Origin of the sequence: Microvirga sp. BSC39 (assembly GCF_000739015.1) — a bacterium.
Lineage (GTDB): Bacteria > Pseudomonadota > Alphaproteobacteria > Rhizobiales > Beijerinckiaceae > Microvirga.
Genome location: NZ_JPUG01000004.1, coordinates 1 through 21,812 on the forward strand (window position 1 = coordinate 1; position 21,812 = coordinate 21,812).

The window sequence follows — 21,812 nt, forward strand, 5'->3', positions numbered from 1 at the left end:
CCTTCTTTGGAGATGTGCCCGAGCCGCACCTTGCCGCCTGTCCCACTCTGGCGTGGCACCAAGCCGATCCAGGCGGCCAGGTGGCGGCCCGAGCGGAAGGAGCGCGGATCCGAAATGGTGGCCGCAAGGGCGCTGGCCGTGATGATGCCGACGCCGGGGATCGTCTCCAGGCGCTGGCTGACCTCATTCGTGCGATGCCAGGCCAGGATCTCCTGCTCAGCCTCAGCAACCCGGACTTGGGCCTCCTCAAGTTGCGCGATGATCAGGCGCGCACACCGCCATGCCAGTTCCGGCAAGGCTGCCCCTCGGGTCTTCTCGGCCACTTCCCTGAGCTTGGGGACGCTCGGCAGCCCTTGGGGAGCAATGATGCCGTATTCGGCCAGATGACCACGCAGAGCATTGACCAGCATGGTCCGCTGCCGCACGAACAGCTCGCGTGTACGGTGGAGCATGAGCACGGCCTGCTGCTCAGAGCTCTTGATGGCCACATAGCGCATGGTCGGGCGGGTCACGGCCTCGCAAATGCCCGCCGCATCAAGGGCATCGCTTTTGCCGCGTTTGACATAGGGCTTCACATAAGCCGCAGGCATGAGCCGGACCTCGTGCCCGAGAGCCGCCAGCTCGCGCGCCCAGAAGTGGGCGGTGGAGCAGGCTTCCATGCCGATCAGGCAGGGCGGCAAGCGGCGGAAGAAGCCGATGAGCTCGCCTCGGCGGAGCTGACGGCGGATCAGAACCTGTCCGTTCCGATCGATGCCATGAACCTGGAACACATGCTTGGCGAGATCGAGACCTACTGTCGTGACTTGCATTGGAGCGGCTCCCTGTCTGGCGCTGAGGCAATCACCCTATCTCATAGGGCGCTGCCGGGAGCAGGCGTCGTTCACTCCATCATCTATGGAATGCCTCGCTCTCGCGGCGCAGGCTTAAACTTGGGGTGGATCGGTGACCCACCTGTTCCAAGCCCAGACGGCCTCCCTGTAAGCCTCCTCGTCCGTGCTGGCGCTCACAACAGGGCCTTCGGCATCGTCATCGCAGCCGATGCACACGTAGTAGGCCTGATACGTTCCCCCGACGTTGAGGCGACTGGTCAAGCCGGAGGTTCCGCCGCAGATGGGGCATGGCAGGGGGGCAAGCTCGATCATCGGATTTCCCGCAAGCCTTGCTTGGCGGTCACCATACCGCCGTTCTGCTCCTCTTTCTCGACGCGTAGGGGTTAGGGGCAGCGTAATTCGCGGAAGGCCGTATACAGAACCGGAGTTGTCTCTCGCTTCGGTGGCTGCAACACCCTCCGGCTTTCGCTGATCAATGGCCTAACTGGATCGTCACGTGCTTCCAGAGATCATAAGAGGCAGCGAACTTTGCTGGGATCTCGAAGCGTGCACATCGCCGGATGGCTCGTTCAGCCGCCCGGATAACAGCTTGGTTGGTCTCGGAGTTGGGTTGCGGTTCCAGCACCTGGAGGTCAGCGACGCTGCCGTTCCGCTCCAATTGCAGCTTGATAACGGCCGCCTCGGTTTGGCCTGGTGCGGGGGAGTAGCAGCGGGCGATCTGGGCCACAAGAATACCCACAAGTGCGGTTTTCTCGCTCTTCGAAAGCGCCTGAGCAGGGATGGCTCCCATCAAGACAAACATGAGGGCTGCTGGTCTGAGACTACGCATCAATGCTCTCGTTTCCGCTCCGCAGATAAGCGGATGAGGTCAGCTTAGCGGTTTCACGCAGGCGTGAGAAGATAGTCCGCGAATTGCGCGTAATGCCCTTTACGGAATCCGCTCACCTCGATTTGCGACTGCGATATAGCTCGATCAGGGCGAACGCCGCCATGCCCGGAAGAGAGCCGTAGGCCATGCCGCGGCTAAAGCCCTCCCAACCAGGCAGGTCCAAGATCCCGGTCAGGTAGATTGTCCAACTTACGGCAATGACCACAGGTGGGATGAGGAGACGCCAGTTCATGTTTCACCGTCTCAGAGCTGCTCAAGACAGCCTATCAGGCTTGCGCGTGTATAAGAAGATAGTCTGCGTAATTCGCAGAAGCCCATGTATGGAACACGATTGGAAGTGTTCGGAAGGTATTTCTGGCAGATCATGGAGCGTCCTGCCGGCTATTGAGTGAAAACCACTTATCGGACGCGCGCTTGGCGCCGATATACTCAACACTACTTTCGGCTCAGGCTGGACTCCGGAAGGCAACTTCGCTACCGTAATATATAGGTCGAGATGATTCCGACCTGAGCAAACCCCGCCGGTCCGCCGAGCGGGGTTTTTGCGTTTCTAGACCCCGACAGTTCCAACCGTGCCCGCCCTCTCGGCGGGCTTTTTTATGGATAGTCCATGCCTGACAAGTTTGAGTTTGCGTTGTTTCTCGTCGCCTGCCGGGAGGCGTGCCTAACCCTCCGAGAGATCCGCTCATGGGTCGAGATGCTGTTGAGGGAGCTCCGCGCGTTTATCGAGCTGCGAGCTCGCCTCGATCAATCTCAACGCGCGCCATGCTCGCGTCGATCGCAGCCTCGAGCGCCTGGCGCCGACCGAGGTCGTTTACCGTCGCCAGAGCCTCGGCGAATTCCTGGCGGAGCCGCTCGCGAACGCTCGCGATCGCGGCGCGGTGTTCCTCCTCAAGAATTAAGCCGCGAGCTCCCTCGGCGAGCCGCTCCTCGATCGAGCAAGCGCGCTTGTACTCGCACCTGAGCTCCTCAAGGTCAAACCAGCCGTTCGGTTTCTGCCGGAGGAAGCCGCGGCGGAGGAGCTTTGCGAACCGGCTCGGGATCCCGAGCCGGTAGCGCGCAACGAACAGCGGGACGACGTTCGACCCGCTCATGGGTACTTCTCATTGGAATGGGTTGCACGTAGCGGGAAGCAGGGCGCCGGCGGCCGCGGAGGAGTTCGGCAAGGGAATGGCCGCGGCGAGCTCGACGGCCGTCCCTGGTCAATTCTGAGGATCTCGATACCGGACCAAGCGCCGGTTTAGCTACTTTTCTTCTTCTTGTTGTCGTCCAGAAATTCGTCAAAAGGCGATTTCTTCCGCCGCGTGAGCGCGGATGCCATGATGAAGGCTCGCTTATACCAAGGGAAGGTTTTGAACCCCGCTTGTTCTTCAGGCGTGAACGGGAGTGTCCAAGGCTCTCTCATCACATCCATCTCACCTTGAAGTCGGTAGCCTCAAGCTCTGAACGGAAGCTGACTACGCGGCTCTATTCGTACCATGGCGGTCGAAGCTGTCGAGATCGGAGCTCGCCGGCCGTCCGCGGCCAATTTTCGAGGCCTTGGTCCCCTAGAGTTTACTCAACGATCTTCCCAGGTGACGCCTGTAGCGTCAGCTGGGCCGTTTCGGCTATTCTCTCGTGGCAATGGAGAAAGCCGATGTCTCAGTGGTACACGCTCAAAGGGGAGGACGATAAGGACGTCCTCATCAACTTCGATCTAGCGACGTCGATCAGAGAAGCCGAAGGATCGACGCCGGACAAGCCGATGGTGCTCATCGAGTTCCAGCCGGGACACGTCATCAAGGCTCAGATGGAATTGTCGCCCCTTCTGGAGACGATCGCCAGGAACTACGTATCGGCCACATTGATTCCAAGCTCTCTATGGATTGATCGTGTCGTACTGGGAAGAATGGATGGGTATGTTTCCCATCTCGACATGCCCCCCAAGCGATAGGGCCAAGCGCCGGTTCATCCGCGGTCGCTCGTCCCTATGCAAGGCGCCGGCCGCGCCTGGATGTGAGACAGGCTGCCGCCTGTCGCGGTTGTCGGCACATTGGGGCCGCTGATGCCTTCGGTTACCGCCTTGAGGACGACCTCGGTCAGGTTGCGATCGGTTTGTTCATTCACGATTGTCGTCATGAGGCTGTATGCCTCGATTGCTTGGCGGCTTTGACTCCGGCGAGCAGTGCCGCCCGCAATTCGACGGCCTTCTCGTAGCTTTGATCAAAGCAGGTGGACTGGCTGGATGGCGGTTGGTCGGGGATGCCGAATGGGTCTTGGGACCGCAGAAGCGGCGACATGTGCCAGGGCGGCAGCCCAAGGGCATGGTGCAGGCCCCACATGTCCTTCTCGACGAAGGCTTCGATCGCCTCCTGCGTGATGCGATGGGATCGGCTCTTGTCAAGGCGCCTTTTGACCGGCATCAGATCCTCCTGTTGGAGCGAAGCGCCGGCGGCCGGGATCGCGCCTCGCCGGGATGATCGACGTCGAGATCCAGTTCACGAACCAGACGGGCAAAGGCGAGCCGCGCATCGCGCTCGACAGCCGCCTCGGGGCGCAGAACCGGATCCCCGAACCTGTTCGTGTAGGTCAGGCCCTGCTCGTCGATGACGGTGCGGGCCTGCTGCGCCCGATCCCATGCTTCACATGCCAGTTGCAGCAGTCTCAGGTGATGAGCCTCGAGCGCATAGTCGGAAACAGCCAAATTCCACCAGGCTTTGGTCGCTTCTGTGAGGTGCTCTGGCGGCTTGGCGACCTTGGTGGTCATCTCAAAAATCCGATTTGAACGGGGGCAAGGCTCGTTGAAGGAGACCTACCCACCTGGTCCCAGCCCTCACGCGCTAAAGTTTGGACCGGCACCCCCTACCTCCCCCGGTTCAGGCGGTCGTCACGGGTGATGCGGTCGAGGATCTTGCGGGCCTGACTGCGGCGGTGCTGCTGCACGCGCTTGCCACACTCATCATTCAGCCATGCCTTGAACCGATCGGTATCGCGGCGCGGGTCGTTCGGCGTCAGCTCAACGGAATAGCCGCGACCCTCGATCTCATAGGTCACGATCAGATTGGCGCCCTTGTGGTAGGCCTGCTTGATCTGAACCGTGCCGGCCTTGAAGGTGTATGTCGGTGCGACCTTGCCCGTGCCAGCAGGAGCCCCCGCCGTGATCAGAGAGGCGCCGCCCTTGCGAGCGGCCGCCTCCCAGATGCGGCGGGTGTAGTCCTGCACCGCCATGGCGCCGCGAAAAGCAAGGAGCCCTGGCAGCCCCCGATCAGGTCGCCCCTTGCTCATCGCAGCGTCTCCGGAATGTCGTTTGTCGTGATGAAGCCGAGCTTGGCAGCCTCGCGGAAGTAGCCACTCACACGGCCTTGGCTGTCGCGAGGATCGCCGAGCAGGGTCGGGAACATCACGCCGAGCCGAGTCCAGGCGATGTCTTCGCCGGTCAGGGCATCCGTGAACTTCTGATAAGCGAGGCTCGCCTCATGCAGGTTGCGGAGACGATCGCAGATGGTGACAACCATCTCGCGGTACTGATCCTCGATCTGGGCACAGACCAGAACAGAGGCCCGGTTCCGTGCAGTGATGACCCGTCTTTCCACCTCGGCGTTGGCAGCCTTCAGGTCCGCGGCGCGCTGCTGAAGATCGGACAGTCGCCGCCCGAGGACCTGCTTCTGCTCTGTCACCTTGCTGAGTTCGCCGGGATCGGCGTCTAGGATTGCATCAACGCGGGCCTTCTGCATGAAGGCCTCTTCACTGGCTGCGCGGCTCAGGCCGACCATCGTGTCATTGATGTCCTGAGTGATCTTTGCCAGCTCGGTGTTGATCTCTGTCTGCTTTTGCAGCAGTGCTGCGTATTCAGGGGACACTGAGGCCAGAGACGGAACTGTCGGGAGGCTGGCCATATAGGACCGTCCCAAGCGACGCCGTTTAAGTTCTGGTACGACCGCCAGCGGAGTTGGTGCCGTATTTCCTTCTTCGACCAGGAATTCACCCTCGTCATTGTCGGTGTGGTCGAATATCTTTGCTAGGCGTCTCATTGCTATGTTCCCTGCGAGATTGAGGTACATCTCGCAGGGAACATGACATCAGGCCGGATCCACTTTAAGAATTAGGTGGATGCTTTCTGCATCTGAGCGTACTTTTTTCGAAGTCTTTCGGCAGTGCTGCGCATTCTCCGTCGATCGCTGTACCCGACTAAGCGGCCGGCCACTCGCATGAAGGCGTTATTGAGTGTTGGAGCCTCTCCCTGCTCGAACAGGAACAGCGCCTCCTCGATAGCCTTGCTGTCATCGACAGCCGGTCGGCCTGCGGGCTGCTGATAAAGATCTCGGCCTGCGCGAGCGAAGTCTCTGTCTCCTGTTGGCTCACACAAGTCCTCCAATACCCCTGCCAGTGTGCTTTTAATGAAGTGCACGTCGGTCACCCGGCAGTGCTTGAGCCGCTCCAAGCGCTCTAAGCAGGCCGGAGGGAGCCGGTCGTTTTCAGGGTTGCTCAGCGTCATGTTTCACAGTTCCACCAAGTCGAGGAAGCTAGGAAGAACCTGTCTGGCGAGGTCCTGCTCATCGAAATTGACGTTCAGGCAATTCCGCCAGTGCCCGACTACCGTGCCTTCGCCGAACTGGTGATGGGCAACCCGACAGCCGACGGGGATCGGGAAGTGCTTGGTAAGGACCGAGAAGCGGACAGTCTTGCTCCCGCCATCAGGCATCTCGACTGTCACGTCGTCGCCGTTGATGTCGATCACAGTAGCGGTGCCGTTCCTCGAATAGACCTGATCACCCTTTGAGAAGAGTTCCGAGGCATTGCCTCCGTTGCGCTTCCTCTGTTCCCACTCTTCCTGCTGGGATCTGTATTGGCGCAGGGGCTCCTCACCGAGGCGCCGCTGTTCGTCTCTATGTCGAGCTAAGGCTGCTAGGCGTTCCTCGCGGACTCTGGCTTCCTCAGCCAATCGGGCTTCCTCAGCAAGTCGCTTCTCCTCGGCAAGCCGTTTCTCTTCTGCCGCTTTGCGCTCTCTCTCAAGGCGAGCCTCCTCGGCCTTGCGCACCTCCTCCTTGAGGTTGGCTTGGATCTTCCTCAACTCCTTAACAGCGTAGGCATTGCCAGAGATCGCCACGCGTCGCGTGCTCCATTCGGTGCTTTCCTCAGCAAGTGCATCAAGGACAGCCGCAATGGAGGGGCCTACCTTCAAGGTCCGCCGCAGTTTTCGAAGGGCGCCCTCAAGTTCATACCAAGTGCCGTCGGTCGCCCTAATCTCCTCGATCAGGAGCGGAACGAACAATTTTGGCTCGTTGATCTTCATCGCAGGAAACGCGCCAAGCAGGGTTGCGACCTGCATGCTTACATAGGACTTCAGGAGCCCGTCATAGTCGGTGAACTTCTCCGCCTTTTCCTCGAGGTAGCTCCCCCACTTCTTTCGGTCATCGGCCGCGGAGTCGTATCGCTCAATAGCGTCCTCAATCCTCTGGATGACTGCCTTAGGGTCGCCGTCGATCGTCCTGACGGCTGCGCCGGGATCACCATATGCGCCGCGGTAGATCGTGCGAATGGACCTCGTGAGATCACCGACACCCTCGTAACACCAGACGAGGCCATCCACCTCCTCGATGAATTCGTCGAACTCCCGAAGCTTCGGTCTGGAGGAAGCGGCCGGCACGGTCTTGCTGTCGTCCATCGCGGTCAGGGTGCTTTTGGTCATTGATCGTACTCCGAACTGAAGAGGCCGCTCTCCTGGAGCGCCACGTCGACAGGGCTCACCGCCTGGCGGCGAGATGCCCGGGGCTTGCGTTGGGGTGTTTCGGGCTGCGGCTCCTTGTAGGCGCCGTCATAGAGCCATTCGTGCGCCTTCCTGGCGTACTTGCCCGGGCTGCTAGCTCGGTACTGCCGGGCGCCGTGAACAATCGTCTCCGCAGGGATGCCGCGGGCGAGTTCCTTCATGAACTGTGCCCTGGCCAAGTCCTTGCCGAACTTCTTCGGGTACAGGTCCCAGAAGACCTCAAACACCTCGTCTTCAGCCGTGCGGCTCGGCTCGGCGCCAGCCGAAGCCGAAGCCGTAAAGGCGTTATAATTACCCCCCTCCCCCCTCCTTCGAAGAAGGAGGGGGGTTCTTAAGGGGTTCGTGTGCAGTGCGCTTCACCCTTTGTGCCGTGGACTTCACCGGTGAAGCGGACTTCACCCCTCCATCTTGGCGCGCCCATCGCCAATCGTTGTTCTTCTTGCCTGTCAGGTAGAGGCCTTCGAAGGCGAACCGGAACTTGTTGGTGTTGGACGGTGAACCACCCAGGGTGCTCTCAAATGTGATCCAGCCCTTAGCCTGGAGCTCTGCGATAGAGGAGACAACGGCCCGGCGCGTGCGACCTGCGTTATCGGCAATAGCTTGATAGGAAGGAGTGCACTTGCCGGTGCCATTGTTGAAGAACTTGCAGAGCAGAACCGCCGCAACGCACTTGGCGGAGGCAGACAGATCCCCGTCGGCCATGTGGTCTGCCTCCTGAAAAGTGATCCTCCCTAAGGTATGGCTTTTGAGCCGAAGGAGGACTGAAGATGGGCAAGAAGAGGCACACGGCTGAAGAGATCGTTTCCAAGCTGCGCCAGGTGGACGTGCTGACGGCACAGGGTCGGACTGTAGCGGAGGCCATCCGGCAGATTGGGGTGACGGAGGTCACGTGCTACCGCTGGCGATCCGAATACGGCGGGCTCAAATCCGACCAGGTCAAACGGCTGAAGGAACTGGAGATGGAGAACGCCAGGTTGCGCCGGGCTGTCTCTGATCTCACTCTGGAGAAGCTGATCCTGAAAGAGGCCGCCTCGGGAAACTTCTAAGCCCCGCCCGCCGTCGCGCCTGTGTGGATCACGTGATCGCCCAGTACGGCGTCTCAGAGCGGCTGGCCTGCCGGGTGCTGGGCCAGCATCGCTCCACCCAGCGCAAGATCCCCAGACAGCCGGAGGATGAAGCGGCCCTGACGGCCGACATCATCGCCTTGGCCACCCAGTATGGCCGCTACGGCTACCGGCGCATCACCGCTCTGCTGCGGGATGCCGGCTGGTGCGTGAACAAGAAGCGGGTCGAACGGATCTGGCGGCGGGAGGGGCTGAAAGTGCCACAAAAGCAACCGAAGAAAGGCCGGCTCTGGCTTAACGATGGTTCGTGCATCCGGCTGCGGCCGGAGTATCCCAATCACGTTTGGTCGTATGACTTTGTCGAGGATCGCACCCACGACGGGCGTAAGTTCCGCATGCTCAACCTCATCGACAAGTTCACGCGCGAATGCCTGGCCATCAGAGTGAGCCGGAAGTTGAAAGCGGTTGATGTCATCGACGTGCTCTCGGACCTGTTCATCCTGCGTGGCATCCCAGGTCACATTCGGTCCGACAACGGCAGCGAGTTCGTGGCCAAAGCGGTCCGCGAGTGGATCACGGCTGTGGGAGCCAAGACGGCCTACATCGAGCCGGGCAGCCCCTGGGAGAACGGCTACTGTGAGAGCTTCAACTCGAAGCTCCGCGATGAACTGCTGAAAGGAGAGGTCTTCTACACCCTGCGGGAGGCGCAGGTGATTGTCGAAAATTGGCGCCGGCACTACAACACGGTGCGCCCACACTCATCCTTGGACTACCGGCCGCCTGCACCAGAGGTTTTGGTCTCGGCTTCCAAGCTGGCGCCCAGACCAACGCTGAATTAACATCACACCCGGATCACCCACATGGGGCAGGCCAGTTATGAACATCACACCGGGGTCTCGTCCTCCACCTTGAGGGCCACCATTCTGTGATCAGCTAGCACAAGCTTTATCAACGCTTCCGCTTCATATAGTTGAAGACAACAGCGATGATCGCAGACAATAGTGCACCACCCGCTGCGAAGGCGACCAGTTCGGGAATGAAGTGTTGGACGAGTTCTGCGGGAGCGTACTGCGAGTGATCGTGCAACAGGTGGTACGCCGTGGCCGCGAGTATGCCAAGCATGCTCCCAATCACGATAGCAATGGCAACATTCGACAACTCTGGCGATGGAAGTCGCTTACTCATGAGTAGCTCAGATCCGAACAGGCATGCCAATCCGCTCGTCGCGCCGCCGCAGCAATGACATCACCGGAACGCTCAATAGCACCATCCAGGCTTTGCCGATGATCTGCGGCAGCAGGAATTCAAGGCTGCCGAACGCCAGGAACAGGAACACCGCGCTATCGACGATCAAGCCTACCATACTGCTGGCCACGACGGCCATGACCAGACCTCGCCGCTGCAACGGCGTGTAGACGCCCAGATCAGCCAGCTCCGACAGCAGGAAGGCCGCGGTCGATGCATAAATCAGCGCTGGGGGCGCAAACACTGCCGAGAGGAGTGCCCCGAAGCCAATGGCGGCCAAGGCCCAGTACCGTCCCAGACGTCGCTGCACCAAGTCGCGCAGCACGAGGGCGAGACCGACCACGAGCACGCCGCTGGGAGCCGCAAGGCCCGGAGCGACAGGGATCAGGCAAGGTCCGTCTGGGACGCATACGGTTCCGACGTTGCTGACGAGCCAGTTGGCGGCCGGGATGCAGGCGGTGAAGCCTACCAGGACTGCTAGTCCCTCGATGCGGCGGCGGAGATCAGGGGTCATACTTGTATTTCCATAGAGTAGAATTGTTCGTCACCGGGCTTACGACAGTTGCTTCGCCTGATGCTCATGGCAGGCTGCAATCCAGTAATCAGGATCCTCGTACGATGTCGGATCCCCAACGCCCGCGAGGTGAAAGGCCTCCCGCTCGACGCAGGTGCCACAGCGCCCGCAGTGATGCTTGCCACCCTGGTAGCAAGACCAGGTCTCGGCAAAGGGGACACGGAGCCGGGCGCCTTCACGCACGATGTCGGCTTTGCCCTGCCGCACGAAGGGTGCGTAAAGGGTAATGCTGGCCAGTCCCTCCAAGGCATGGCGCTGCATGGTCTCGAAACTCTCGATGAAGTCAGGACGGCAATCCGGGTAGATGAAGTGATCACCACCATGCACCGCAGCCGCCACGGCCTCGGCCTGCTCGGCCGCCGCCACACCAAAGGCAATCGCCACCATGATGGCATTGCGGTTGGGCACAACGGTGATCCGCATGGTGTCTTCCGCGTAGTGGCCATCCGGCACAGGTTCGCCGCTGGTCAGAGCTGAGCCAGTCAGGAGGCGTCCTACGGCGGAGATGTCGACGATGTCGTGCGGCACGCCGAGGCTTACGGCGCAGGCCCGCGCCGAATCCAGCTCCTTCCTGTGGCGCTGGCCATAGTCGAAAGACACCAGACGCGTGAGGATTTGCTCAGCCGCGACCTTATGCGCGAGCGTGACGGAGTCCAATCCGCCGGAACAGATGACGAGGGTCTTCACCGGAGCTCCTTGTTTTGACCGGGTAGGCTGCGACCGGATCGGCTTACGTGCCGATGAACGTTAAAGCGGACGGAACAGTGAGCACCCGGCTTCGCCAGGCGCTCCTCCCATCAGCTTCATGGGGCATAAAGGCCAACACTTTGCGCGTGTCAACCAGAATACATTTCGTCATGTACGCCTCCTAAGCCGGACATCGGTCTTGGAGCAAACAGCAGCGCGACTTGCGATGGAACCGCGCCGAGACCTTCAGCCGCAGGATCTCGTACCCTTCTTGACCCCGGCAGGACCGGCGCTGATATGGCCAGTGGGCTTTCGGCTGGATGTTTCAGGGCAAGGTCGGTGAATGTTGGGATGTGGTCGAGGCCGAAAGAGTTCCCGCGAGAAGATCCTCGATGCGGCTGCCGAGCTTGTGAGCGGGATCGGTGCGGGGCGGCTGACGCTCGACGCCGTCGCCGAAAGGGCTGGTCTTAGCAAGGGCGGTCTGCTCTACAACTTTCCCACCAAGGAAGCGCTGCTTCAGGGCATGGTCCAGCGCCTCGTTGACGAGGTCTCGGCGGAGCGGGAGGCGCTCCGAGGCAGAACTGAGCCTGGGCGCAACCTGGAAGCGCGTCTGTGCACGGCGGCGCTGCTCAAGCTGCGCCAGGGCAGGACGAAGGAGGTCGCCAATGGCATGCTGGCGGCCTCGGCAGAGAACCCGCGCCTGCTCGATCCGGTACGCGAGGTCGTCAAGGCGACCCTGGAGAGTCTGAAAGCCACGTCGGATGATTTGGACGCGGCGCTAGTGGGCTGGCTGGCCATTGAGGGTCTGAACAGCCTGGAGATGCACGACCTCAGCCCCTTCTCGGAGGAGGAGCACGAGCAGGTCGTCCAGGCAGTCAACCGCTTATTGAGTAAGGGGATCGCCGAGTAGAGTCCAAGGCGCAGCACCACTGGCGCTCAAAGGTCCCCGGCTAACTCAACATCGCACGTAGATCACCTACTCAAGGCAGACCACATCGATGGGCTGGTTTGTCTCGAGTTCGCTGCGGCCGGAACGCCATGGCTCCGACTCTCTGGTAATCTTTTGATCTTGCGTTTGGCTATGCCGATAGAGCCTTGCATTATGAGTCATCCAACCCGCACATGCGGCTCCCGGAGCGGATCATGATCGAGTGTCAAACCTCTTCCGCCGTCCGGCAAACACCACCATTGCCGCTGATCATCGCGGTGCCCATGCACAGGGCCTTCCAGACGTGGCAGAGATGATTGGTGTCGTGAGCACTGCTCAATCCAGACCTGTACCAGAAAGAGATGCGTCCTTCCCCGACGACTTGACGGTGCCCAATCAGAGTTGTCGTTTGCTATCCTTTCCCCATGACTGGACAACAGCCGCAACAAAGCTTCTCGGCCCAGGCTTGGCGAAGAAATAGCCCTGTCCAAGGTCACAGCCATGTGCCTGGAGGAAATCTGCCTGGGCTGCCGTTTCGACACCTTCAGCTACAGTTATGAGCCCAAGCCCGCGACCAAGAGAAAGGATCGACGTCAGGATCGTTGTATCCTCAGAACTTGTAGCGAGGTCCTGAACGAAAGAACGATCAATCTTGATCACATCGACCGGGAATTGCTTCAGGTGCGAGAGGGACGCGTATCCGGTGCCGAAGTCATCGAGGGCTATCCTCACTCCCGCGGCGTGAAGCGTCCGAAGGGCCTGCTCGACATATTCGGCACCCCGGCCCAGAAAAACGGTCTCCGTGACCTCCACCTCAAGATATCGGCTCGGGATGTCCTCCCTCTGTAGGCGCTCCAGCAATTGTTCGGCATAGGTACCGCTGCGGAACTCGGTCGCTGATGCATTGATGGCAACATGTCCAAACTCGATCCCGGTATCCAGCCATTGGCGCATATCTCGGATCACGCGCTCATGCATCTGCTCGCCCATGGCAATAGCAAGACCTGCATCCTCGAAGGCGGCTTGGATCATCGCCGGAGGTTCTATCGCGCCGCGCGGGTTGCGCCACCGCAAAAGAGCCTCGAATCCGGCGAGCTTGCCCGTGCTCAGCAGAACCTTAGGCTGGTAGAACGGCTCGATGCGCCGCTCCTCCACGGCCCGTCGTGCATGGCTGAGCATAGAGGTCCGGCGCAGAGCCTCTGCTCGCATCTCGGGCTCGAACAACATAGCTTTCCCTCGTCCTGAGGACTTGGAGACTTGGAGGGCCAGATCGGCCTGCTTCTGGAGGTCAGGTGCATCGGCCGCCAGATTAGGCCAGATGCTCGCCCCAATGCTGGCCTGACAATCGACGGAGCGCCCACCATAGGAAAACGGCTGCTTGAGATTGTTGAGGATGTCGGCAGTGATGGCGTTCAACTCAGCCACACCGTCGATATCAGGCAGGATCACGGCGAACTCGTCTCCTCCAATGCGCGAGACTGTAGCCCAGCTTCGCACCGATCCTCGCAGCCTAGTTGCTACCTCCCGCAGGAGGGCATCGCCGGCACTATGCCCTAAGGTATCGTTGATCTGCTTGAGACAGTCGACATCAAGAAACAGAAGACCCAGGGAGCGGCCGGTGCCTATCGCCTGCTCAACTCCTTCCCCAAGGCGTTGGCTGAAGAGCACCCTGTTCGGAAGCTGTGTGAGGGCATCATGCTCAGCCGTCCAGCGGGTGCGTTCCTCGGCTTCCTTCTGACGGGTGATATCGATGATCAGGCCCTCAGCGCAGGCCGTGGATCCCGCAGCATCGTAGATGAGTTGCCCACGCTCCAGAACCCAGCGTACGTCGCCTGATCGTGTAACGATCCGGTATTCTGCGCTGAACGGCCGTTGCTCCTCGTTCGCTTGCGAAACAACGTGCTCAAGACGCTCTAGGTCATCCGGATAAACGATGTCGGACCAATTCAGAGCTCCTTTGAGAAATTCATTTGCGTGGTAGCCTGTCAGAGTTTCCGCGCCCTCGCTCATTAGGGTAACGGGCCAGGGAGGATCGGGCGCACATTGGTAGATCACGCCGGGCAGGTTATTGATCAGGGTAGCGAGCTGACGCTTGCTTTCCCGCAGCTCCTCCTCAACCTGAAGCCGCTCGGTGATGTCGCGAGCGACCCCAATAACACCGACGATGCTACCTTTCCTGCGCAAAGGCACTTTGACAGTGTGACAGTGGCGGAGGGCTCCATCGCGCTGTGCCGCCTCGACCATTGTCAGTGGCTGACCAGTTGTGAGCACATGGTGATCGCCGCGCCTGTAATTCTCAGAGCGGTCGGCCGCGACGAGGTCCTCATCAGTTTTGCCCAACAGCGCAGAGCCGCCGAATTTCTGGTTGGCAACGACGAAGCGTCCTTGGTTGTCCTTGACGAAGATTTCATCTTCGATGCTGTCGATCACATCCTGAAGCAGACTATAGGCCTCATGAGCCTTCTCCTCTGCCAACTTCCGCTGCGTAATGTCCTGCGCAACGATAATCTTCGAAAGGCGATGACCCTCCGCATCCTTCACAACGGATACCTGGACCGCACACCAGACTGCGGATCCATCGGGACGCACATAGCGCTTCTCCATCGCAATGGGCTCAGCCGTTTTGTTATGTAAGACGACGAGAGGTTCGTTCCAGGTAGCGTCCTCTGGATGGGTAAATGCCATCAGCGAGACGCCGTCGATCTCTTCCTTCGTGCGGCCGAGGATATGGCGGAACTGCTGATTGACCATTAGCACCCGATTATTCATGTCGCGATGCATAATGCCAATAAGGGCCTGGTCAAAGATGGTCCTGAGTTGGCTTTCCCTCTGCCTGTAGGCAACCTCATCCCGTTGCCGCTCAATGGCTAGGGCCGCAAGGTGCAGGCCCGCATCCATGCGGGTCATCTCGTCAGGGGTCGGAATACGGGGCGTGGAGTGGTATAGCGCAAAAGTCCCAAGGACCTCACCGGAACGCGCCCGCACGGGCTTGGACCAGCAGGCTCTTAGATCATGGGCAAGCGCGAGGTCACGCCACTTCGCCCAAAGCGGATCTGAGGCAATGTCACTGACGACCACGTTCCGGCACTCATAGGCTGCCGTCCCGCATGATCCTGCAACCGGTCCTATGGCGACCCCGTCAACAGCGGCGCTGTAGGATAACGGGAGACTTGGCGCAGCCCCGTGCCGGAGCGTGCGGCTCTCCGCATCGAGCAGGAGAACCGAGCAACGGGCACCGGGGATCTGTTCCTCGGCAAAGTGGCAGAGTGCCTCCAGGATGTCGCGAAGAGGGCAGCCGGAGGCGACCATCTCCAGGATGCGGCTTTGCCCCTCGTGCGCCCTCTCTCCTATCCCGCGGTCAGGGACTGCCCTGAGGTTTCCTGCTGAAGCGGAGCTGGAAATTGCACCAGTCTCAGCAGGGCTAGGATTGTTACTCAGTTTCATGTTATAGCCGCCCGCCCCTGAAGAGGCTTTCCTTTAGGTGTTGCCGGTCTCACCGCCTACTAGGCAAAGTGACCTAATGAGCTTGCCCAGACATTGTGCAGGAACGCTTCATAAAACTTAGCTGTGTTCCGGTGCAATGGTATCTGAGTGGACTTGCCCTGGGTGGCCTGCCTCCTCGTGCTCCTGCAATCAGTGGATAAGGGCGACCAGCATAGTGGCGTCGGTAAACACCATTCCGATGTCGCTCCTGGGCTCGAGCAGGCTCACCGCGTAAGCGGCCGATGGGTCTCCAGCACCTCGAAGCCCTCCTCCTCGAGGGCGTCAAAAGCGATCACATCATCCTCGACCACGAGATCGACAGGGGATGAGGGACTGTGCTGCCGCATGGGGATGGCGAGGAGCTTGGCCAGGATGATGATCAAGGCTCGACTTGCGTCGATCCTGGCTGAGGGTCCGCCCTGCCGGGACAGAGCAAAGAGGCAAAGAACCCCGATCTGCCCAATCCTCGTCACAGTAAGGCTGCATCTGCCCATGCGCGGCGCATGTAATCTCGACCATAGGAACGAAGACCCTTGATCCCTGTTTCATCCGGCATGCCAGAGCCGACGCCCAACAAGCCCCCGCTCATTCGCGTGGTCGAGGACGAAGCCCTTGTGCGAATGACGCTGGTGGATGTCCTGGAGGATGCCGGCTTCAAGGTCATCGAAGCCGTTCATGCCGATGAGGCCCTGCGGGTGCTGAAGGCTGCTTCCGGGATTGATGCCGTTGTCACGGATGTGGAGATGCCACAGGGCAGCATCAACGGCTTCGAGCTGGCCCGCAGGGTGCGCACAGATCGGCAGGAGATCGGGGTCCTGATCGCCTCAGGCCGGGCCGCGCCCAAGCCAGGCGACTTACCGGAAGGGGCACTGTTCATCGGCAAGCCCGTCCATCCGGAAACGCTGGTCCAGTTGATCAGGAGCCTTCTTAGCCCCTCCCCGCGTTGATCAGCCCCATCTACGAGGGTCGCATCCTGTTCCGGCCTGAGCCTGCGCATCCAGTCGTCTGCAAATGCCCGCAGGACTCCGATCACTCCTGTAACGCTACCTTCCGGTACCCTCATCCAGGGCGGACACCTCGAGCACGAACCGAGTGCCCGGTTGCGCGTCCGTCCACTTCAGTTGACCGCCAAGCTGCCGGCTCAGGCTGGCAACGAGCCTCATCCCGAGGCTCCTCGATCGCGCCGGGTTGAAGTCGGGGGGTAGCCCAACACCTTGGTCGGACACCTCCAGCCGGAGCCGTTCCGGGCTGTCCGACGTCAGCTCGACCCGGACCTCGCCGGACCCTTCGGGGTAGGCGTACTTAAAGGCATTGGTCACGAGTTCATTAACCAGAAGGCCCAGCGGCACGGCAAAGTCGGTGGGCACGATGATCGGATCGATGCTGCATCCCACCGTGAAGTGCGGTGCGGTTGCGCGAAGCTTGGTGCACAGCTCTCCGAGGAACTCCACAAGATTGACGGAGCGCATCTCGTTGTGACGCCACAGCCGGTCATGGACCTGCGCGATGGTATGCACCCGGGCTTCTGCATCGGCCAGGGCTTGGCGCAGGTCCTCGTTGCCCGACGAGCGGCCCTGCATGTTGAGCAGGCCGGCCACGAGCTGGAGGCTGTTCTTGACCCGGTGACTGATCTCCCGGGTCAGCACGTCCTGATCCTCCAATGCCTGCTGGAGAAGGGCCTTGCTGGCCCTGAGCTCCTCCTCGGCGTGCTGCCGCTCGATGGCAACTCCCAGGAGGTTCGCGAACCCTTGCATGAACGCGATGTCGTGCTCGGTGAGCCGACCCTCGGTTGGGCTGTCTACCTCAAGAACACCGAAGGGATCGCCGTCCCCCGGATGATGACGTTGATCGCCCGCTTGACGCCATGGTCGGCCAGAAGCTTCGGGGTGCGGAAGCGGGTCTCCTCGGCTAGGTGATTGGAGATGACGGGCTCGCCAGTCTTGAGGGCAAAACCTGATGGGCTGTCCAGATCAGCCCCGGTGCGGGCGATACCCACCACTCCCGGCTTCCAGCCGATGCCTGCACGGACCACAAACTCATTCTCGGCGGGCAGGAACTCCATGATCTTGCAGAACTCGCTGTGCAGCCCTTCGGCGCAGGTGCGGGTAGCCTCCTGGAGGAGCGCATCGATGTCATGGGTCTTGAGGGCGAACAGGCCGAACTGTGCCGTGAGCTGCTGCTGGCGCAGGCGATAGGCGAGTTCGTCAGCCACGTCGCCGCCCTGCTCGGGTGCGACCGGCTGCGCTCGATCAAGGTTCGAGTTCCTGACCCCGCTTCCATTGTTCTTGACCTTGGGAGGTTTAGAGTAGCTTGGAAGCGAAAAATCCAGTTCGGGAAAGCCCCTAGTCAGGGTGGCGCTGCCGGTTGCGGGTCGGCGGGCGAAAGCGGAGCGTCGACCGTGCAGACGACCCCACCCGGAGCGAAGTCGATTTGAACGTCGCCGTCGAGGTCAAGCGCCAGACTGCGCTCGATGAGGCGTGTGCCGAAACCCCGCCGGGTCGGCACCTTTACGGGAGGGCCTCCGCCCTCCTGCCAGCGCAGGTGCAGGCACGGCGGCACCTTCGTACGGTCGAGCGCCCATTGGATGCGCACCTCGCCGGCCTCGTTCGAGAGGGCGCCGTACTTCACCGCGTTGGTAGCCAGCTCCTGCAAGGCCATCGCGAGGGCCAGCGCCATCCGGGGCGGAAGCCGCACGTCCGGGCCATCAAGGTGCAGCCGATCCTCGCGGGCGTTGCTGTAGGGAGCGACGGCTTCCGCCACGATCTCGCGTAGATTGGCCCCTTCCCAGTTCTCGCGGGTGAGCACGTCATGGGCACGCGAAAGCGCGAACAGGCGCGCCTCGAACGCAACCCTGGCCTCGTCCAGTGTTCCCGCGTTGCGCAGGGTCTGCCCCACGATGGACTGGACGGTAGCGAGCGTGTTCTTCACGCGGTGGTTCAGCTCGTTGATCAGCAGTTGCTGATGGTCCTCCCAACGCTTGCGATCCGTGATGTCCTGATGGATGCCGACCACCCGCTGCGGTGCATTGTTCTCATTGCGATGAACGATCGCCTGGGAGCTGACCCAGCGGACGCCACCGTCCTTTGCCAGGATCCGGAAGTCCGCCCGATACGGTGCCTTGCCGTGCAAGGCTGCCTGGAAGGCGCTGTTGAGCCGCTCCCGATCATCGGGATGTATTGCCGCCTGCCATGCTTCCCGGTCGAGGAGTTCATCGGCCGGAAGCCCCAAGATCTCCGCTGAGCGGGATGACAGCAAACGGCGATGGGAAGCGAGATCCAGCTCCCAAATGCCTAGCTTGCCTGCCTTCAGCGCCAACCGCAGCCGCTCCTCGCTTTCCCGCAATCCCTCTTCCGCGCGCCGCCGCTCCTCCAGCTCGCGCTGAGCGTCCTGGAACAGGCGAGCGTTGTCGATGGCAATGGCGGCATGTCCTGCAATGCCGACCAGCAGGCTTTCATGCTCCGGTTTGAACAGGCCCGGCTCGGCATGACCGAAAAACAAACCTCCGAGCACCTCGCCAGAGCGTGAGGTGACCGGGACAGCCAGATAACTGCGCACCGGCAGATGACCCTCCGGCATTCCCGTGTATGGCTTGTTTTGTCCATAGCGAGGATCCTGAAGGATGTCGTCAGACCGAATGATGCCTTCGCCGCTGAAGGTTGGATGAAATACGGCCGTTGGACGGGGCATAGGGAACCGGGAGAAGGCCTCACGCCCCACGCCCGATAGGGTATAGAGCGTGTATGTCGCGCCCTTGTCGTCCACGACGTTATAAAAGAAGGCTCCGAACTGAGCACCTGTCAGCTCAACGCCGGCGTCTGTGACCATCTGAACGACACGTTCGAGTTCAAGCTCAGCCGCGGTTGCAGCACCCGTGCGGTTCAAAACCGCAAGCTCCTGTGCCCGGGCCTGAGCTTCTCGGCTCTTTTGGTCAGCAGCCGAGCGCGCCTTAACCTGGGCCCAGAGCACGCCGGAGACCAGGAATGTTGCGAGGAGGCCACCGGCGAAGAAGAGTGGGATGAGGTATCGGGTTGAGCTCACCTCCAACTGCTGGCTGCTCAGATAGGCAACGGTCCACTGACGGCCTGCAACATCCAGCGTGCGGGTCTCAGTGTAACGCGCAGCCCGTTCGCCCTGACTATCAGCTTGGCGTAGACCGGATCGATGCAGAAGGCTCTGTGGAGTGGGCGGGCCATCATGAACCCGTAGTTCCAAGCCCGGATTGCGCCCGCCCTGGAAAATGGCCGCAAAAAGATCATCAACCCGAAAGGCGCTGTAGACGAACCCAGCCAGCAGTTCTTGTCGTTCTGGGGTGGTGTTCGGCGTGCCGCCGCCCTGATACACCGGTACGTAGAGTAGGAACCCGGCTTGCTTTGCCTCATCGATTTCCTGGACAAGCTCAACCCTGCCACTGGCTGCTGGCTGCCCCGTGTCCCGGGCCTGCTCCATGGCGGCCCTGCGAACAGGCTCAGAGAACATGTCATAGCCGATGGCTGCCTCATTTCGGCGATCCAGCGGCTCCAAGTAGATGATGCTATGGAACTCGGGGCGGGGGTGATCAGGCCAGATCCTGAAGGCCGGCATCCCCTGCTGGCGCTGGGCTGAGACAAAGGCTTCCCTTTTGGCAATTGGCACACGTGCGGTGTATCCGATGCCCTGGATGCCCGGATAATCGTTCTTCAGGCGCAATCCTGCTGCGAACGCTTGGAACGCCTGCCGATCCACGTTGAGATGGCTGGCGTTGAACAGGCCGACACCGGCTCGCAGCAAGGTCATGTAGGTGTCGAGACGATCCCGGATCGCGGCCTGGGCCTGGTCCACCCTGCGCTCAAAGCTGAGCCGATCCCGTGCGTCAACAATGCTCCAAAGGAACAGGGTAATTAGCACCGACGCTGCCACCCCACCGATCAAGGTCGCAAAAGGAATGAGCATGCGCCAGCGGCGTGGCTGTTGGAGCATAGAGGGTCCGAAGTGTTCGCGGGTGGCGCGTGAGCAGGAAAAGCTCCGCTTCGCCATAAGCTAAAAGAAACTGGAAGAGCGCGCGCAGATATAAGAGACGGTATCCGCCATGCATAGTGCGGCGTCTCAATTCAGATAAAGCATGCGGGGACTAGCCTGCTTTGGCTGAGATAAGCGGCACCTTGAACCACCAAAACCGCGCCTTGAGAAGATTTGATGTCGAGTCAGGGTCAGGAACCGAGATTCTTTGCGTTCTCGGAATGTCCGGTGTTCTCCTGGTGAGCTGACATTCTGCATACTTCCGGGATGTGCCAAAACGAGACGTTCATGCTTTGCCGGAAGAGTGGTATTGCGCGAGCAATCTGTCATCTGATTTCTCGAATATCGAGAAACAGTTTCAGGACCAAATCAGTCCCAAGCAGCAGGTGTACCAGGAACTGACGCAGGGGCGTTCTGCGGAGCGCACGAGGCATGGATCACTGTCGCTCCCTTCCATGCTACCCATCGGCAACAACCCCGCGACAAGCCCAGGCTACGGCCGCGAACGACCGCGGGCCATCCGGCTGTGTCGCCTCATATGCCGCGCGTAACGCTTGCTCAAAAGCCGCGCGCTTGTCCTCGTCTAGGGCAGTCACGTACTTTCCAAGCGGCCCTTCCCCAGCGGCTAACGGGGCCCAGAAGTCGTCGAAGCTCTGATAATCCATGCGGATCGTGAGAGCGGTCTCCACGACATCGGCGAGCCCGACCTTGGTCCAGAGGCCCCGCATCTCACCTGGCCTCGTCATCGGCTTGAAATAGCTCTCGGCCCTTGCTGCCGCAGCGGAGGGGTCGAGAGCCACGGCCGTGTCCCAGAACATACGCTGGTACGGCATGCCGCCGTAGCTGTCCCACACAGCGGCGGCCACGACCCCGCCTGGCCGCACAACCCGGCACATCTCCCTGACCGCCTGTTCGGTTTCAGGTATAAAGTGCAGGACGAGAAGCGCGAGGGCCCGGTCGAACGCAGCATCCGAAAACGGCAAGGCGCATGCGTCGGCCCTGTCGATGGTGATCCGAGGGTCTGGGTTCCGTTCCCGCGCTGCCTCGACGTAAACCTCGGAGTAGTCGATCGCGCTGACGTGGGCGACATCCGCGACCAAGGGAAGCGTGAAGGTCAAGCTGCCCGTTCCGCAGCCGACATCGAGCACCCGCTCACCGGGTTCCAATCCGGTGAACTCCAGGAACGGGCGCGCCAGGATCCGGCTCCAGCGGCCCATAAGCTGTTCATAGGCGACCGCACTCCTTGCATGGAACTTGGAGGACATGCTCAGCTCCGACGGTCAGCGCCCCCGACGAGGGAGCAGCACGCCCTGTTCTACCACGTTCCGGCGCAATTCCCCTACGCCTTCGACTCTCGCACATACCACCTCA

24 protein-coding genes and 1 pseudogene are annotated in these 21,812 nt (G+C 60.9%); 4 read left to right on the forward strand and 21 right to left on the reverse strand.

The window, feature by feature from the left end; all coding sequences use genetic code 11:
* The 4 genes from MA07_RS00300 to MA07_RS00315 all read right to left on the reverse strand — a co-directional run.
* On the reverse strand, positions 1-809 hold an 809-nt coding region (locus MA07_RS00300; RefSeq protein ID WP_036345556.1), incomplete at its 3' end, for an IS110 family transposase.
* A 114-nt stretch (positions 810-923) separates the two neighbouring features.
* A complete protein-coding gene (locus MA07_RS29350) occupies positions 924-1,142 on the reverse strand; it encodes a hypothetical protein (protein WP_152568665.1) in 219 nt (72 codons plus the stop codon).
* 160 nt (positions 1,143-1,302) lie between these two features.
* The gene (locus MA07_RS00305; RefSeq protein WP_036345486.1) at positions 1,303-1,632 is read right to left on the reverse strand and encodes a hypothetical protein; all 330 of its coding nucleotides are present in this window, start codon (positions 1,630-1,632) and stop codon (positions 1,303-1,305) included.
* Positions 1,633-2,441: 809 nt separating this feature from the next.
* The gene (locus MA07_RS00315) at positions 2,442-2,813 is read right to left on the reverse strand and encodes a hypothetical protein (RefSeq protein WP_036345489.1); all 372 of its coding nucleotides are present in this window, start codon (positions 2,811-2,813) and stop codon (positions 2,442-2,444) included.
* Between the two features lie 542 nt (positions 2,814-3,355).
* On the opposite strand from MA07_RS00315, the gene MA07_RS00320 reads away from it, so the two are divergent.
* Positions 3,356-3,652: a hypothetical protein gene (locus MA07_RS00320; protein ID WP_036345492.1), complete on the forward strand. Its 297-nt coding sequence runs from the start codon at positions 3,356-3,358 to the stop codon at positions 3,650-3,652.
* Positions 3,653-3,666: 14 nt separating this feature from the next.
* On the opposite strand, the gene MA07_RS29900 is transcribed toward MA07_RS00320, so the two are convergent.
* The 9 genes from MA07_RS29900 to MA07_RS00360 all read right to left on the reverse strand — a co-directional run bounded on the left by MA07_RS29900 (position 3,667) and on the right by MA07_RS00360 (position 8,167).
* Entirely contained in the window at positions 3,667-3,837 is a 171-nt protein-coding gene (locus tag MA07_RS29900; protein WP_160195350.1) for a hypothetical protein, read from the reverse strand.
* Positions 3,834-4,121 (reverse strand): hypothetical protein, encoded by a 288-nt coding sequence (locus MA07_RS00325; protein ID WP_036345495.1) that lies wholly within the window; start codon positions 4,119-4,121, stop codon positions 3,834-3,836. Before MA07_RS00325 ends, MA07_RS29900 begins: the two co-directional genes overlap by 4 nt.
* The gene (locus tag MA07_RS00330) at positions 4,121-4,465 is read right to left on the reverse strand and encodes a P27 family phage terminase small subunit (protein WP_036345498.1); all 345 of its coding nucleotides are present in this window, start codon (positions 4,463-4,465) and stop codon (positions 4,121-4,123) included. Before MA07_RS00330 ends, MA07_RS00325 begins: the two co-directional genes overlap by 1 nt.
* A gap of 95 nt (positions 4,466-4,560) precedes the next feature.
* Entirely contained in the window at positions 4,561-4,983 is a 423-nt protein-coding gene (locus MA07_RS00335) for a hypothetical protein (RefSeq protein ID WP_036345500.1), read from the reverse strand.
* The gene (locus tag MA07_RS00340) at positions 4,980-5,759 is read right to left on the reverse strand and encodes a hypothetical protein (RefSeq protein ID WP_152568666.1); all 780 of its coding nucleotides are present in this window, start codon (positions 5,757-5,759) and stop codon (positions 4,980-4,982) included. The genes MA07_RS00335 and MA07_RS00340 overlap by 4 nt, the downstream gene beginning before the upstream one ends.
* A gap of 41 nt (positions 5,760-5,800) precedes the next feature.
* Positions 5,801-6,193, reverse strand: a complete 393-nt coding sequence (locus MA07_RS00345) for a hypothetical protein (RefSeq protein WP_036345505.1) — start codon at positions 6,191-6,193, stop codon at positions 5,801-5,803.
* Positions 6,194-6,196: 3 nt separating this feature from the next.
* A complete protein-coding gene (locus MA07_RS00350) occupies positions 6,197-7,387 on the reverse strand; it encodes a hypothetical protein (protein ID WP_036345507.1) in 1,191 nt (396 codons plus the stop codon).
* On the reverse strand, positions 7,384-7,692 hold the full coding sequence (locus MA07_RS00355; RefSeq protein WP_036345509.1) for a hypothetical protein: 309 nt from the start codon (positions 7,690-7,692) through the stop codon (positions 7,384-7,386). Before MA07_RS00355 ends, MA07_RS00350 begins: the two co-directional genes overlap by 4 nt.
* Before the next feature lie 64 nt (positions 7,693-7,756).
* On the reverse strand, positions 7,757-8,167 hold the full coding sequence (locus MA07_RS00360; RefSeq protein ID WP_036345511.1) for a helix-turn-helix domain-containing protein: 411 nt from the start codon (positions 8,165-8,167) through the stop codon (positions 7,757-7,759).
* 65 nt (positions 8,168-8,232) lie between these two features.
* Between MA07_RS00360 and MA07_RS00370 the strand changes: the two genes are divergently transcribed.
* Positions 8,233-9,368 (forward strand): IS3 family transposase gene (locus MA07_RS00370; RefSeq protein ID WP_152568667.1). Its coding sequence is split into 2 segments (ribosomal slippage): positions 8,233-8,497 and positions 8,497-9,368, totalling 1,137 coding nucleotides; the frame shifts between segments, so codons are not numbered across the junction.
* 109 nt (positions 9,369-9,477) lie between these two features.
* Here MA07_RS00370 and MA07_RS00375 read toward each other — a convergent pair.
* Genes MA07_RS00375 through queC form a run of 3 tightly spaced genes read right to left on the reverse strand, consistent with a single transcriptional unit; the run spans position 9,478 to position 11,035 of the window.
* The gene (locus tag MA07_RS00375) at positions 9,478-9,714 is read right to left on the reverse strand and encodes a hypothetical protein (RefSeq protein WP_036345516.1); all 237 of its coding nucleotides are present in this window, start codon (positions 9,712-9,714) and stop codon (positions 9,478-9,480) included.
* A gap of 7 nt (positions 9,715-9,721) precedes the next feature.
* Positions 9,722-10,288, reverse strand: coding sequence for a VUT family protein (locus MA07_RS00380; RefSeq protein ID WP_036345518.1), 567 nt, complete (start codon positions 10,286-10,288; stop codon positions 9,722-9,724).
* Between the two features lie 39 nt (positions 10,289-10,327).
* Entirely contained in the window at positions 10,328-11,035 is a 708-nt protein-coding gene (gene queC, locus MA07_RS00385) for a 7-cyano-7-deazaguanine synthase QueC (RefSeq protein WP_036345520.1), read from the reverse strand.
* Between the two features lie 343 nt (positions 11,036-11,378).
* Here queC and MA07_RS00390 point away from each other — a divergent pair, with 343 nt between their 5' ends.
* Positions 11,379-11,945 carry a TetR/AcrR family transcriptional regulator gene (locus MA07_RS00390; protein ID WP_036345523.1) on the forward strand — a complete coding sequence of 189 codons (567 nt, stop codon included), beginning with the start codon at positions 11,379-11,381 and terminating at the stop codon, positions 11,943-11,945.
* Positions 11,946-12,359: 414 nt separating this feature from the next.
* On the opposite strand, the gene MA07_RS27355 is transcribed toward MA07_RS00390, so the two are convergent.
* Entirely contained in the window at positions 12,360-15,407 is a 3,048-nt protein-coding gene (locus tag MA07_RS27355) for an EAL domain-containing protein (RefSeq protein ID WP_081928681.1), read from the reverse strand.
* A gap of 263 nt (positions 15,408-15,670) precedes the next feature.
* Positions 15,671-15,829, reverse strand: coding sequence for a hypothetical protein (locus tag MA07_RS30595; protein ID WP_244445109.1), 159 nt, complete (start codon positions 15,827-15,829; stop codon positions 15,671-15,673).
* 150 nt (positions 15,830-15,979) lie between these two features.
* Here MA07_RS30595 and MA07_RS00400 point away from each other — a divergent pair, with 150 nt between their 5' ends.
* Positions 15,980-16,393: a response regulator gene (locus tag MA07_RS00400; protein ID WP_348270388.1), complete on the forward strand. Its 414-nt coding sequence runs from the start codon at positions 15,980-15,982 to the stop codon at positions 16,391-16,393.
* A gap of 96 nt (positions 16,394-16,489) precedes the next feature.
* Here the strand turns inward: MA07_RS00400 and MA07_RS00405 are convergent.
* The 3 genes and pseudogenes from MA07_RS00405 to MA07_RS00415 form a co-directional block, all read right to left on the reverse strand.
* A pseudogene (locus MA07_RS00405) lies at positions 16,490-17,658 on the reverse strand (histidine kinase dimerization/phosphoacceptor domain -containing protein).
* 134 nt (positions 17,659-17,792) lie between these two features.
* Positions 17,793-20,264 carry a CHASE domain-containing protein gene (locus MA07_RS00410; protein WP_052002634.1) on the reverse strand — a complete coding sequence of 824 codons (2,472 nt, stop codon included), beginning with the start codon at positions 20,262-20,264 and terminating at the stop codon, positions 17,793-17,795.
* A gap of 635 nt (positions 20,265-20,899) precedes the next feature.
* Positions 20,900-21,706: a class I SAM-dependent methyltransferase gene (locus MA07_RS00415; protein ID WP_036345527.1), complete on the reverse strand. Its 807-nt coding sequence runs from the start codon at positions 21,704-21,706 to the stop codon at positions 20,900-20,902.
* Positions 21,707-21,812: the final 106 nt, after the last annotated feature.